This is a genomic window from Bradyrhizobium sp. LeoB3, assembly GCF_055456055.1.
In genome coordinates this window covers 15,137-28,953 of the sequence record NZ_JBVBEF010000094.1, presented here as the reverse complement: position 1 = coordinate 28,953, position 13,817 = coordinate 15,137, and the positions used below count along the sequence as shown (strand labels likewise).

At 60.5% G+C, this 13,817-nt stretch carries 13 protein-coding genes; 6 read left to right on the top strand and 7 right to left on the bottom strand.

Annotation, left to right across the window (positions count from 1 at the left end):
- Positions 1-273: 273 nt before the first annotated feature.
- Positions 274-1,179: a LysR family transcriptional regulator gene (locus tag ACZXDY_RS36510; RefSeq protein WP_464348868.1), complete on the top strand. Its 906-nt coding sequence runs from the start codon at positions 274-276 to the stop codon at positions 1,177-1,179.
- 185 nt (positions 1,180-1,364) lie between these two features.
- On the opposite strand, the gene ACZXDY_RS36505 is transcribed toward ACZXDY_RS36510, so the two are convergent.
- The 4 genes from ACZXDY_RS36505 to ACZXDY_RS36490 form a co-directional block, all read right to left on the bottom strand.
- Positions 1,365-2,087, bottom strand: a complete 723-nt coding sequence (locus ACZXDY_RS36505; protein WP_464348867.1) for a response regulator — start codon at positions 2,085-2,087, stop codon at positions 1,365-1,367.
- A gap of 795 nt (positions 2,088-2,882) precedes the next feature.
- Complete coding sequence (tnpC, locus tag ACZXDY_RS36500) at positions 2,883-4,466, bottom strand: IS66 family transposase (protein ID WP_464348873.1); 1,584 nt, start codon at positions 4,464-4,466, stop codon at positions 2,883-2,885.
- Between the two features lie 51 nt (positions 4,467-4,517).
- Entirely contained in the window at positions 4,518-4,838 is a 321-nt protein-coding gene (gene tnpB, locus ACZXDY_RS36495; RefSeq protein ID WP_464348866.1) for an IS66 family insertion sequence element accessory protein TnpB, read from the bottom strand.
- Between the two features lie 29 nt (positions 4,839-4,867).
- On the bottom strand, positions 4,868-5,290 hold the full coding sequence (locus tag ACZXDY_RS36490) for a transposase (RefSeq protein ID WP_464348865.1): 423 nt from the start codon (positions 5,288-5,290) through the stop codon (positions 4,868-4,870).
- A 432-nt stretch (positions 5,291-5,722) separates the two neighbouring features.
- Between ACZXDY_RS36490 and ACZXDY_RS36485 the strand changes: the two genes are divergently transcribed.
- Entirely contained in the window at positions 5,723-6,787 is a 1,065-nt protein-coding gene (locus ACZXDY_RS36485; protein ID WP_464348872.1) for a pyridoxal phosphate-dependent aminotransferase, read from the top strand.
- Positions 6,788-7,450: 663 nt separating this feature from the next.
- On the opposite strand, the gene ACZXDY_RS36480 is transcribed toward ACZXDY_RS36485, so the two are convergent.
- Together ACZXDY_RS36480 and ACZXDY_RS36475 are read right to left on the bottom strand one after the other, a co-directional pair.
- Entirely contained in the window at positions 7,451-7,720 is a 270-nt protein-coding gene (locus ACZXDY_RS36480; RefSeq protein ID WP_464348864.1) for a conjugal transfer protein TraD, read from the bottom strand.
- 1 nt (position 7,721) lies between these two features.
- Positions 7,722-8,048, bottom strand: coding sequence for a conjugal transfer protein TraD (locus ACZXDY_RS36475; protein WP_464348871.1), 327 nt, complete (start codon positions 8,046-8,048; stop codon positions 7,722-7,724).
- Positions 8,049-8,219: 171 nt separating this feature from the next.
- Between ACZXDY_RS36475 and traA the strand changes: the two genes are divergently transcribed.
- From traA to ACZXDY_RS36455, 4 genes are all read left to right on the top strand, one after another.
- Positions 8,220-11,210, top strand: coding sequence for a Ti-type conjugative transfer relaxase TraA (gene traA / locus ACZXDY_RS36470; RefSeq protein WP_464348863.1), 2,991 nt, complete (start codon positions 8,220-8,222; stop codon positions 11,208-11,210).
- A gap of 267 nt (positions 11,211-11,477) precedes the next feature.
- A complete protein-coding gene (locus ACZXDY_RS36465) occupies positions 11,478-12,530 on the top strand; it encodes an IS110 family RNA-guided transposase (protein ID WP_464348870.1) in 1,053 nt (350 codons plus the stop codon).
- Between the two features lie 262 nt (positions 12,531-12,792).
- A complete protein-coding gene (locus tag ACZXDY_RS36460) occupies positions 12,793-13,005 on the top strand; it encodes a helix-turn-helix transcriptional regulator (RefSeq protein WP_464348869.1) in 213 nt (70 codons plus the stop codon).
- A gap of 131 nt (positions 13,006-13,136) precedes the next feature.
- On the top strand, positions 13,137-13,349 hold the full coding sequence (locus tag ACZXDY_RS36455) for a MerR family transcriptional regulator (protein WP_464348862.1): 213 nt from the start codon (positions 13,137-13,139) through the stop codon (positions 13,347-13,349).
- On the opposite strand, the gene ACZXDY_RS36450 is transcribed toward ACZXDY_RS36455, so the two are convergent.
- Positions 13,346-13,504 (bottom strand): hypothetical protein, encoded by a 159-nt coding sequence (locus ACZXDY_RS36450; protein WP_464348861.1) that lies wholly within the window; start codon positions 13,502-13,504, stop codon positions 13,346-13,348. The genes ACZXDY_RS36455 and ACZXDY_RS36450 overlap by 4 nt on opposite strands.
- Positions 13,505-13,817 lie beyond the last annotated feature (313 nt).

Sequence of the window (13,817 nt, the reverse complement as noted above, 5' to 3'; positions counted from 1 at the left end):
ATCAAGCCGCGTCATGGCATCCAAAGTCATCGGCACATGTGCCGTGCCCAAGTCCTTACCGGCCAAGCCGGCATGCACACGTTTTTGCTGATTCAGCAACACATGGCGGGAAGAAAGCTTATTCATTGGAAGTGTCCTTCAATGCTGGGCAATTGAATAGACGGCGCGCTCGGTATTGATGTGCGCGGAACGGACCTTTGTCGCGAAAGCTAGGCATTCCCTCTGACAAAAAATACCCGTAAAATGTCGGGCATAACGTTCAAGGAATCTGAAATGCGGAGCCCTGGCGTCCCCAGTCTCGACCAATTGCAGGTATTTCTGACCGTTGTAGAGACGGGAAGCTTCGCGGCTGCGGGACGAAAGCTCGGGCGGGCGACTTCGGCTGTGAGCTATACGATTGCCAATCTCGAGCAGCAGCTTGGGGTTCAACTGTTCGATCGGGACCAAACGCGCAGGCCAACGCTGACGGCGATTGGCTCATCCGTTCTGTCAGAGGTGCGCATAGTGTCAGTCGGCGTGGACCGTCTGCGTGCCAAAATCAGGGACATGCTGGGCGGCCTTGAGTCCGAACTCTCCATCGTCGTGGACGTCATGCTCCCGGCAGCTCGCGTGGTCGATGCAATGCAGGCGTTCGAGAAGAAATTTCCGACCGTCGCGCTGCGTCTCCATATCGAGGCGCTCGGAGCGGTGACACAGCTCGTACTTTCGGGGGTTGCCGGCGTGGGCATCAGCGGCCCTGAACATAGGGGTTTGGCGGGCTTGGAGCAGGTGCGCGTCGGAGGCGTCGAGCTGATCCCGGTCGCCGCACCAACCCACCCATTGGCAAAGAGCAAATCCAATCCGCCGGGTGCGGCAAGGAATCACATCCAGCTCGTGCTGGCCGATCGGTCCACTCTGACGGAAGGAAAGGATTTCGGAGTCGTCGGCGTTAGATCGTGGCGCCTCGCTGATCTCGGCGCAAAGCACGCCCTACTGGTAGCGGGAATCGGCTGGGGCAGCATGCCCGAGCCCATGGTACGTGCCGATCTCGAAGCAGGGCGTCTAAAGCAGCTAGAACTGCCGGAATGGAGCAGCGGGTTCTATGCCCTGCAGGCGATCTATCGAACCGAAGCGCCCCCCGGTCCGGCGGCAGCCTGGCTCATCGAGCGATTTGCAAAGCAGGCGGACGCAACCTGGTAGCCGTGGAAAGCTCGCGGATGTTGCTCGAAGTCGCACCGGCTGAGCTGTTCAATCAGTTGGTGACCAGGCTCGGCTAGCCGACTCATAGGTCCGCGAGCCGCTATGCTCTTGGCCACTAATCTCATCGGCACCCCGAAAGGGAAGCATTAGCAAGCGTAACCAACAGAGCCACAATTTGGTCCCTTTCAGAACGGCTCGACTGAACACGTAAAGATGTATCCAAGGCCGCGCGCGGTTTGGATGATGCGCGGCGCGCTCGGATCCACCTCAAGCTTTCGCCTCAGACGCAAGATCTTCACATCGATGCTTCGATCGAAAAGATCTTCCTGAATCCGAGTTGCTTGTAACAAGTGCTCACGCGAAAGCACGCGCTGAGGCGCCTCCAGAAAGGCAATCAGCAGCGCAAACTCTCGCCTGGTCAGGGGGACTAATGCTCCATCAGGACGGGTGAGCCGATGCCCGCGCCGCTCGACTCGCCAGCCATCAAATCGATACCCGCCTCTCTCAGGATCTCGAACGCGTGTCGCTCTGCCTATCTCGCGCCGTCGCAGTATGGCCCGAATTCGAGCGAGCACTTCTCTGAGGCCGAAGGGCTTCAAAATGTAATCATCCGCTCCAAGCTCGAGTCCCACGACTCGATCGGCCTCGTCGATCCTGTGACCCGTAACAATGATGACGGGGACGTCAGAACTTGACCGAACATCTCTTAGGACGTCCAGACCGTCATCCTGTCCCAGCTTTAGGTCGAGGACGATGAGCGCTGGATCAGCGCGAATATGTCGTCTCAAATCGCCCCGATTGGAAACGGCAACTACAGAAAAATGATGTGCTTCCAAATAACTCGTAAGTATTTGTCGAACAGTGGAGTCATCATCAAATACGATAATATGGCCGACCTTATGACTCATAAGCTGCTCACAATTTTCAAACAATCCATCAAATTAGTGAAGGCCTAACAGCGTGATCTACAGTATTCCGCTCGTGGACGATTTCTCGATTCCGCCTCATACAGATCGACGCAGAGCCGCCCGTGCGTTCGTGCGCGAAATGTTCAAGAAATACGAGCTACAAGATGACCGGGCCGTCTTCGGATTGAAAATCTGTGGGAATAGCGACCACTGCACAACGCGAGAGCCAGAAGCAACTTTGCGAGATTTTGAGGATTTGCATTTGTCACAGGGAAAGGTTGGCACTTTCAGAAAACAGAATGATAACGCAAGTGCCCTCCGGTGGGCCGCAACGAGGCAATGCCAGAAACAATTTCCTCGTCGTTAGCATTGCGCTTGGCGGGCCTGACAGTCTGACTAAGGCACAACACGTTTGCCGACTATCAGGTGGTTGGTTGGAAGGCGCCTGCCCGTACTGTCATCAAAACAAATGCAGGCGGCCCCATCCGATGGGAGTTTGGACCGACCGTTTGATTATCGCCGGTCCTGCGTGCACCGGTCATTGAAGGGCTGAATGGGGTCCGACATCGCAATTCTCCACGACTGCGGTACGCCTCCGGGAATTTGCGCCGAAGGTCGTACGACCACGCTTGGGCTAAAGCTAGCCCCGCACTGCAACATACGACAGCTTGCGCTCGACCGAATGTTGTGTCCGATCGTCCATGTCGACCCGCTGCAATCGTGCCTCGTCGCCGACGCCACTTCGATCTCATTGCTAAAGCTCTTTGGCTCGTTAGTAAGCGCTTCGCCGATCCCCTATGGGGTTGGGCTCGACGCCTTTCGGAAGCTCCATGGCATGAGGTCCTCGATTGCGCTTTGCGGGTGACCGTTGAGGATGGCCGTGAGCGTCTCGGCGATGTATGCGACTGGATTGACGTCGTTCAGTTTGCAGGTTGCGACGATGGACGAGAGCAGCGCCCAATTTTCGGCACCAACCTCATGACCGGCGAAGAGTACGTTTTTTCTGGTCAGGCAAATCGGTCTGATGGCATTTTCAACCGGGTTGGTGTCCAACTCTAGACGGCCGTCGTCGAGGAAGCGGGTGAGCCCCTGCCAATGGGCGAGCCCGTAGCGGATGTCTTCCGCCAGTGTCGAGCCTGAGGAGATCATCGACAGTTGTTTTTCGAGCCACGGTTTCAGGGCGGCGATGATCGGTGCCGAGTGCTCCCGTCGAGCAGCGAGCCGGACTTCCGGCGACGAGCCGCGCACCGTCGCCTCAACAGCATAGAGTGCTGCGATCTGGTGCACGGCGGCCTCGGCGATCGGGGACTTGGTGTTGCGCGTCAACTTCACAAAGCGTCGACGCAGATGGCTCCAGCAATGCACGAGCGCCCATGGTCCTTGAGGCCGCTCGATGCGCGTCAGCCGATCGTAGCCCTCATAGCCGTCGCATTGCAGGAACCGCCCGCGGAAGCCCTGCAGGAATCGCTCGGCATGCTCACCGCTGCGGCCCGGCGCATAGCGGAACAGAGCGAGCGGAGGACCTTGGCCACCATGGCCGCGATCATCGCACGCCATCGCCCAGAAGAAGCCCTTCTTGGTTGTGCGTCGTCCCGGATCGAGCACCGGCGCCGTGGTTTCGTCCATGAACAGACGATCCGCCGCGGCCAGGTGTTTTCGCATGTGATCGGCGATCGCCGTAAGGTGGAAGCAGGCCCGGCCAGCCCAATTGCCAAGCGTCGCGCGATCCAGTTGGACCCCTTGGCGGCCATAGATCTCAGCTTGCCGATAAAACGGCAAGTGATCGCCGAACTTGGCAACGATCACCTGGGCAATCAGTGCCTCCGTCGGCAGCCCGCCCGGCACCACGCGCTCCGGTGCGTGCGCCTGCACAACCGAGCCCGCGCAGCGGCGGCAGGCGTATTTCGGGCGGCGCGTGATCAGGACACGCAATTGCGCCGGAATCAGATCAAGCCGTTCGCTGATGTCCTCGCCGATCTTCGCCATCTCGCCGCAGCCGCACGGGCACAGTCTGCTCTTCGGCTCGATGATCTGTTCCACCCGCGGCAGGTGCGCCGGCAGCCGCCCGCGGTCGCGCTGAGGCGCACCAGGTCGGCTGTCCGAACAGCCCTTGATAATCCGCTCCGCCTTTTCCTGCGCAGCGGCGAGAACGCCCTGAGCAATCTCCACGTCCTCAAGCGGCAGATGGTGCTGATCGGGATGCAGCTTCTCGGATCTGGCACCAAACTTCTCGTGACGCAATTGGCCGACGATGACCTCCAGCCGGCGCCGCGCCTCCTCGGACGTGGCCAAAGCCATCTCCGTCTCGACCAGGAGAGCCTGCAAACGCTCGTTTTCTTTCTGGAGAGCCGCAAGGTCCACACGCCAAGTCGAACACATAAGCGCGGCAAATTCCACTCGCCGCGACGCTCATGAGTCACTCTGCCGCAGTCACCCCGCAACCTGCGGACGCCGCGCATGCTCAGGCCGGACCAGTCGCCAATCCAGACCCTCAAACAAGGCGGCGAACATCGCCGGTGAGATCCGCATCACGCCGTCGCAAATCTGAGGCCATACAAACTTGGCGCCCTCGAGCCGCTTGTGCACCAGCACCAATCCAGTGCGATCCCAGATCAAAATCTTGATTCTGTCGGCGCGTTTGGCGCGGAACACAAACGCTGCGCCACTGTACGGATCAAGGCCGTGCAGCTCCTGCACTGCAGCCGCGAGCCCGTCGACACCGCGGCGGAAGTCAACTGGTCGTGTCGCCACGTAGATCTTCAGATCAGCAGCCGGTGCAATCATCGCGATGCCCGGACCGCTCGGATCACCTCCGACAGCTGCTCGACATCAACCGCCGTTCGGATCACCATGTCGCCGATTACGATTTCTACCTTCGCCGGGGCAGCCTTCGACGATCTCGTTGGCGTCGATGTGGCATCGACTATCAGGGGCGCAAACGACGCCGCCACGCTCTCTGGCAGCGCCAGTTGCCCTTGTCGAAGCCGCCGACGCCAATCGTAAACCTGCCAGCGCGTCGCGCCATGCTTGCGCGCCACCGCTGCTACCTCACCCCCCGGCAACAGGCTCTCCGCCGCTATCCGCGCCTTCTCCGCATCCGAGCGAACCCGTCGTCCTGTCGGACCTTCGAGAACCTCCAGGCGACCTCCATACCCCGCCGTTGAGACGTCTATTTGGACGTCCATTTTGCCGTCCACTCCCACGATAGCCTCCGTCGCTAAATTGAAAGCTTCTCGCACATTCAATACAACGGCGGTATCAGGGGAACAGCGTGGCGCTTACGCTCGTTAATAACATCGAGAAGATGCTTGCTTACCCAATCAGCAACTTTTTTGCTCGCGGGACACACGACCTTGTCCCAGTAGCGTTCCCTCTCCCGTCAACCTTATCGTGACGATTGGCTATGCACTCCACATTGACTGGCCGCTTGATGGACAAGAAGCGAGCAGTGCGGATGACGCTCGTAACCATGTTTCGGCTGTTCGAAATGCCAGCGTAACACTCCATCGCTACACGGACTTTCTCTGTAGCTCCTTTAATCCTGTCTAGATGCGGCGCCGCTAGCGCATCCTTTCCAAAGTTCGCTTTTCGTGACCACTCAGAATGCGATCATCACGCGACGCGAGTACCTCGGTGTGAGCAGTGTCGCGCTCGGCGGGCTTCGGCTTGCTCCGAGCCCTGCGAGGGCGGTATCGATTCCATCTTCGTTCGTTCGCTTGTCGCTCAATCAAAATCCGGTGGGACCCGCGCCGGCAGCGAAGGAAGAAATCCTAAACGAAATGGAGAGGATTTGTCGTTGTCGCGACCGAACTGACCTGCTAACGAAAGCCATCGCGGCGAGAGAGCGCATGCCGGACGAGCAGATCATCCTGGGCGAAATTCTGGAGCAACTAGGGTTTCTGTTGGCCTTGACTAGCCCGGTTGGGGGAGAGTTCGTCTACTCGGCGCCTAGCTATACGGCGTTGGTTGACGCTGTTGCGCCGGGCGGCGGACAAGCCGTTGCGGTCCCTCTGAACGACCGGATCGAAAACGATTTGCCCGCGATTTCCGCAAAGGTAAATTCGCGGACGCAGGCGATCTACCTCGTCAATCCGCATAATCCGAGCGGCACGGCGAGCGACCGCGAAACGTTCCTGCGGTTCGTGCTGGAGATGTCGAGCCTCACCACCGTGATTGTGGACGAAGCTTATCTGGAGTTTGAGCCCGATTTCGACGCACGAACGGCTGTTGGTCTGACCCGTGCGGGAGAAAATGTGATTGTATTCCGGACGTTCTCCAAGATCTTCGGACTCGCGGGACTTTCGATCGGTTACGCGGTTGCGCCCAAGGCCTGTGCGGCCGCCTTGAAGCGGGCTGGACTAGGCAGGCCCGGGAACTTCGATCGGCTTGCTATTGCCGCCGCACTCGGCAGTCTCCGGGACACCAACTACATCCCGACGGTCAGGGCGCAAGTCGCGGCTGAACGCGAGAAGTGGCATCGACTGTTCGATCGCCTGAAAGTCCGTCGCTCGGACTCTCGAGGCAATTTCGTCTTCTTCGAAACGCGCCGGCCACACGTCGAGTTTTCGGCCGAGCTGAGATCGAGGGGAATAGACATCGGCCGCGGGTTCGCGCCCCTCGAAAACTGGGCGCGAATCTCGATCGGCCTGCCATCTGAAAACAAGATTGCACGCACGGCTGTCGCCGAACTGCTCGTCTGAACGTTTGCGTTCACTTGCGCCATGTTCAAGCAGAATACGCGTCGCTCTAGGAGCTCGAGCGCACAAGCGGAAAGCACATGCCAATCCTACTCCGGGAGCTGACAATCCTGGGGGGGAAAGCCGGCCTTGACGGTTTGTAAAAACGTTCTTCAAGCGGAGCGGCCGAGCGACCTGCCAAATTAAGAAGATCACCTCAAAGCCGGCTTCCGATGTCCCGCTCGCGTGAGCCTTTTTTTCCGTACACCGTTGGCCTGACTAGTTTGATCTTCCTGGGCAGCCGAGCATGTGATTTGGGACACTTCGCTCAGCGAATCTGTTTAGAAAACCGTCTGAAACACCCATCCAGCGGACAACCTGAGCTGACTTACACGCGGGTTCGGCAGATATGAGAATGTTCGCAAGTCAAGGTTCGTGAGCCGAACGCGACCACGCCGCCTGCTCCTCAAGACAACCAACTGATGTCGCAGCACCGCGTTCTCGGCTTCAAGCCGCAACTTCGACCTGAATGGCGAGGCCAAGACGGCCAGAGCGAAGCAGAACAGCCCGATCATCGCACCAGCTTAAGTGATTCCAACGTGGTATCACACTCGGATCAGGTTTTCGGTACACACAGGCACCAGCAAGCGCATCGTTGCAGCGACGTCCCCATCCATCAAGTTGCCGCTATCCTGGTCGCGGCTCATTGTAAGGATCGATCTGTCCCTTGTGTGTCGCCGGATCCGCCTCGAAGGCCTGCTTCCCCTTTGCGGCCCACAGCACTCGTGCCCGTTCGCCTTGATCGCTTTGGAGCTTGTCGGCCATCCAGAGCAGCGCGCCTAGGATGGTGGCGCGATCATCGCCGGTCAGCTCCACGACGCGAGCCTTGACGACGAGGCCGCCCAGTTCGATCAGGTGCCGCGTGCGCTTGCGACGCTCGACCTGCCACGCGCGCATATCATGCAGCGCCCTTGCTGCCTGTTGACGGTTGCGCGCCGCCCGGTTGCGCCCGAGCGCCACCAGTGTGGCGCTCAGCCGCCGGTGCAGTTCGCCGCGCCCGGCTCTGAAAAAACGCGGCCCCGCGCCTGGCCCATGCCTCCCTCTTTCCGGGCTCTTTTGTCTCGGCCAGCACGATCAGCGCGCCCGCCAGTTCGTCAGCGCTGAGGTTATCTGCGCCCGTGGCGATGACCAGTTCACCGAGCTGCTGCACCTTGCGGGTTTTTAGTTCTCGCGCCTTGTCTTGAAGCGCTTTCAGCTCCCCGTCGAAATCCCGCGGCTTGCGCATCACGTCCTCCTGCAATGTTGACGGAGCAATGATAGTGGAGCGCCCGGCACAATGCTGTAAGGTCGTCAGGACGGTTTGAGACGGCGTAATCCCTCCCGACACTTTTTCGAGGGAGGGCGCGCTTATACGTCGTGCCGATGTGCGCTTCGCCGTGTAGATGATCTCGTCGCAATGGCGATCTATCATCTTCATGTCAAGGTCATTGGCCGCAAGTCCGGCTCCAGCGCGGTGGCATCAGCCGCCTACCGCTCGGGCTCGCGGCTGCGCGATGAGCGGCTTGATCGCAGCCACGATTTTTCTGCCAAGCGCGGCGTCGTCCATTCCGAGGTGATGTTGCCGGAGAATGCGCCGGAGGCGTGGAGCGGTCGCGAGCGGCTCTGGAACGATGTCGAGGCCCTCGAGGTCCGCAAAGATGCCCAGCTTGCCCGCGAGGTAGAGTTCGCCATTCCGCGAGAAATGACCCAGGCTCAGGGCATCGAACTCGCCCGCGACTTCGTTCGGGGCGAATTCGTCGATCGGCGCATGATCGCCGACCTCAACGTGCATTGGGACATGGCCGAGGACGGCATGCCCAAACCGCATGCCCATGTCATGCTCACCATGCGCGCGGTGGACGAGGACGGCTTTGGCCAGAAGGTGCGGGAGTGGAATCGCACGGAGATGGTCGAGCGCTGGCGGAGGCGCTGGGCCGAGCTCGCCAATGAACGCCTGGCCGAGTTCGACATCGACGCCCGAATTGACCATCGCAGCCTCGAAGCACAGGGCATAACGCTTGAGCCGCAAAGCCAGATCGGCGCGCCGGCACAGCGTATCAAAGGCGAAGGGATTGAGGCCGCCGACCGCGCCGAGATGCACCGTGACATCGCGCGGAACAATGGCGAGAGGATAATTGCCGATCCTTCCGCCGCATTGGACGCGATCACGCATCAACAATCGACCTTCACGCAACGCGACATGGCGAAGTTTGCGCACCGGCACAGCGACGGGATCGACCAATTCAATGAGGTCACGGGCGCGATGCGCAATGCGCCCGATCTGGTCGAACTCGGCAAGGACGCTCGCGGCGAGGATCGCTTCACCACCCGCGAGATGATCGAGGCCGAACAGCGGCTGCACCGTGCCGCCGAACTCATGGCCGAGCGGGAACGCCATGAGGTTCACGACCGGGACAGAGAGGCCGCGCTTGCCCGTGCGGAAGCGCGGGGTCTTGTGCTTTCGGGCGAGCAGTCCGACGCGCTGGCCCATATCACAGACGGGCGCGATTTGGGCGTCGTGGTCGGCCATGCCGGAACGGGAAAGAGCGCGATGCTGGGGGTTGCGCGAGAAGCATGGGAAGCGGCCGGCTATGAGGTCCGGGGCGTGGCGCTGTCCGGCATTGCGACCGAAAATCTGGAAAGCGGATCGGGCATATCGTCATGCACCATCGCCGGCATGGAGCACGGCTGGGGACAGGGCCGCGACCTGCTCACAACCCACGATGTGCTTGTCGTCGATGAGGTAGGCATGGTCGGGACGCGCCAGTTGGAGCGCGTGCTGTCCCATGCTGCCGAGGCCGGCGCCAAGGTCGTGCTGGTCGGCGATCCGCAACAACTACAAGCCATTGAGGCAGGCGCGGCGTTTCGGTCGATCCATGAGCGTCACGGCGGGGCGGAAATCGGCGAGGTGCGCCGACAGCGGGAGGACTGGCAGCGGGACGCCACGCGCTATCTCGCCACTGGCAGAACCGGCCATGCGCTGCAAGCTTATCGCTCCCGCGGCATGGTGCACGAGGCCCAGACCCGCGAGCAGGCGCGCGGCGATCTGATCGAGCGCTGGGACCGCGACCGGCAGGCATCACCGGATCGCCGCCGGATCATCCTCACCCACACCAACGACGAAGTCCGCGCTCTCAACGAGGCTGCGCGCGAGCGGATGCGAGCAGCCGGCGATCTGGGGGATGAGGTGCGTGTGACGGTCGAACGCGGCGCCAGAGATTTCGCCAGCGGGGATCGCGTCATGTTCCTGCAGAACGAGCGCGGCCTTGGCGTGAAGAACGGCACGCTCGGGACCCTCGAGCAAGTCAGCGCGCAATCCATGAGCGTGCAGACCGACGATGGCCGGTCCGTTCGCTTCGACTTCAAGGATTATAACCGGATCGACCATGGTTATGCCGCGACCATCCACAAGGCGCAGGGCATGACGGTAGACCGCGCCCATGTGCTGGCGACGCCCGGGATGGACGCCCATAGCAGCTATGTTGCCCTGTCGCGGCACCGCGACGGCGTGGACCTGCATTATGGCCGCGACGATTTTGCGGTCGAGGGGCGGCTTGTCAGTACCCTGTCGCGCGATCGCGCCAAGGACATGGCTGCGGACTACGGCCGTGCCGATCCGGTACAGAGCTACGCCGAGCGGCGTGGGATCACCTTCCGGGAGCGCGTCGCCGAGATCGTGCGCAAGGTCGTGCCCGAGAAGGTACGCAGCGTATTCGACGGCTTTCGCTCTCCTGAAAATGTGCCTGGTCCGGTTGGTGGACGGGGGCCGGAGCGGGAAGCGCCGGAAAGGGAAAGGAGCGGTACGGGGGCCGAACGGCGCGAAGCCGAAAGAAAGGTGGCGGAAGAGGCGGAAAAGGAATTGCGCCGGTCGCGTACCCGAGCGCTCGTGCGCCATACCCGCGCCGTAGATGCGATCTTCGAGGCGCAGGAGATGGGCGGCAAGGCAAGTCCCGAGCAGGTGAAAGAACTCCAAACGGCCCGCAAGGTCTTCGAGGAGGTGCGGCCCTATGGCTCGCACGATGCAGAGGCCGCCTACAAGAAGAACCCGGATCTTGCCCATGAGGCAGGGTCAGGCCAGGTCAACCGCGCCATCCGCGCCCTTCAGCTCGAAACCGAGCTGCGCATCGATCCGAACCGCCGCGCTGACCGTTTTGTAGAACGCTGGCAGGAGCTCAAGCAGACCAGCCAGCACCAGTATCAGGCGGGCGACATGTCCGGCTGCAGGGCCACGCGCTCGGCGATGGGCGACATGGCGAGAGGCCTCGAACGTGATCCGCAAATGGAATCCATCCTCGCCAACCGCAAGCGGGAGCTCGGCATCTCATTTGAAACAGGCCGCCGACTCGGCCACGAGTTGGCTTTCGCCCACGGCATCGATCTTGGCCGAGGCCGCGGCCTCGGAATTTGATCTATCCTGTTTCCGCCGTTTAAACGCCAAAGTACGCCTATGAGCAAAATGCTCTTGCGCGGCTGCAACTGGTGTCCTTTCTGTTCTCAGAAGCCGTCAGAAATAGCCCGCAGGAGGCAGCGCGGCCATGCGAGAACCAGATGGGGTAATCGGATTCGTGCCCCATCTTCGCCGACCGGAAAGGAAGGAAGGTGCTGCGCTTCAGGCTGATGATAAAACGTGGTCTGAACGAAACAGCCACAAAGCATCAGAAAGGTGAAGCGCAGCATGAAGTATTATGCGGGTCTCGACGTCTCTGTCAAAGAAACGAGCGTGTGCATCGTCGATGAACGCGGAAGAGTCTGCCGGGAAAAGAAGGTGATATCTCACCCGGACGACCTGGTCGCCGTCCTGAGCGACCCCGCATGCCACTTTGAACGGATCGGGCTCGAAGCCGGGCCGCTCTCTCAATGGCTGTTCGAGGGGCTGGCGAAGGCAGGATTCGCGGTGCTCTGTATCGAGACGCGGCACACAAAAGCGTTCTTGAAGGCTCAGCAGCCGAACAAGAGCGATCGCAACGATGCGCGCGGCATTGCGCACATGATGCGGGTCGGTCTGTTCAAGGACGTGCACGTGAAGACGCTGACGAGCCAGAAGCGCCGCGCCCTGCTGACGGCCCGCAAGCTGTTGCAGGAAAAAGCTATCGCCATGGAACACGACATGCGTGCGCTTTTGCGCAACTTTGGGCTCAAGGTCGGCACCATTAGAGCGTTCAAATTCGACGAGAGGATACGCGAGCTCGTTGAAGCAGCTCCCGATCTGGCGGAAATCATTGAGCCGCTGCTCGCTGCCAGACAAAAGCTGCGCGAGCAGTTCGTCAAACTGGACCGCAAGGTCCGTGGCGAGGCCAGGGTCGATCCGGTCTGCCGGCAGTTGATGACGGTACCTGGAGTCGGACCGATTGTCGCGCTCGCCTATACCTCGACGATCGACATTCCGTCCCGCTTCCGCCATTCGCGAGCGGTGGGGGCTGTACTGGGGCTGACGCCCGTACTCAACCAGTCGGGCGAGAGCAGTCGAATAGGTCATGTCTCGTTGTGCGGCGACGGCATGCTGCGGGGGCTTCTTTATGAAGCGGCGCAGGTCCTGCTGATCCGCGTCAAGAAATGGTCGTGGCTGAAAGCGTGGGCGATGAATGTCGCCAAACGGCACGGGATCAAAAAGGCCATCGTTGCATTGGCGCGCAGGCTTGCGGTGGTCCTGCATCGGATGTGGGTCGACGGCTCCGAGTTCCGTTGGACTCGGGAGGCAACGCCAACAACGACCTACGCAACTGCATAACGCGACCGGCAGACCAGGGAATTTAGAGTTCCGCCGCGAGGCGGAAAGGCGTCCTTCGCGGACGATGAATGATGTGAGTTCGCATACGGTCTTATCTCCGATGAGCCATCATCAGGATGCGAACCAGTTTGGACCACATCATTCTACTGGACCCTATAATGGGAGGGCTTCGATGCCGATCCCGGAGAGAAGCGCGGGCCGCGAAAAGACGTCGAATGTCACCCAAGTGGGAGGCTCGGAAGTGCTTGACCGCAACACGCCGATTAGAGAAGACCGTATCGTCCGCTTGAAGACCGTCCTCGCGCGAACCGGGCTATCCCGGTCGACGATCTACCGTAAGATCGCTGAGGGCACATTCCCAGCTCAGCTCAAAATCAGCACCAACGGGTCCGGGTGGCATGAATCCGACATCAACCGCTGGATCGCAGATCCCGTCGCGTGGCATTCGAAACTCGAGTTCGATCCGGTTCGATGAAGTCTGACAGCGCTCCCGACCGTCCGATTTTTGCCCTCCTGTACGCAGGATGTGCCCTCGTGCAAATGCCAACTGGCGCGGCCGGTCCTGCTCCCCTTATCGTACAGATCATCGAAGCACCTCTTTGAACCATGGCTGACAACGACAACAACAAACAGCGCCGGCTCGTCGAGTTTAAGGATGGGTGCCGCTATGGAAAGTTCGGAAAAACTAAGGCCTATGAGCTGATCGCGCAGGAACGGATCAGGGCCTACAAGATGGGAGGCAGGACGCTTATCGATCTCGATAGCATCGATGAATATCATGCTTCGCTGCCGCGAGTTGAATCACGGGCTATGCTTTAGGCGGATTTACGCAGCGGCACGGCAACTCCCTTGCGTAGGCTATCGAGACGATTGGCCCAATGCTGCATCAGGCGCACGCGTTCGCTCCAATAGGCCGCCCGGTTGTAGATGACGCGAATCTTGTTCTTGTCGCCCTTGGCAAGCTTACGCCGCACCCGCCGGCGCTTGTTCCTCAGTGTCGTGGGCGAGTTGGGCTTCCATTACATCGCCCTCAAACGCGCCCTCCTCGTTGAGAGACTCGACGCGGTCGAGCGAAAGCCACGCGCGCAGTGGTCGCCGCCGGCGCAAGTGTAGCAACCCATGATCCTGCAGCCCCCTGTTCAGTGTGTTGTGAGACATTGACCTACCATCGTCGTTGGACGTCCAACAAACCGCGCGTCGGCGCTGCGCGATCAGCGCTTTCGCGGTCTCGCGCCAAGCACGCACGACAAGATCCCCTTGGCCTCGCGATACTACATTAGGTCGATC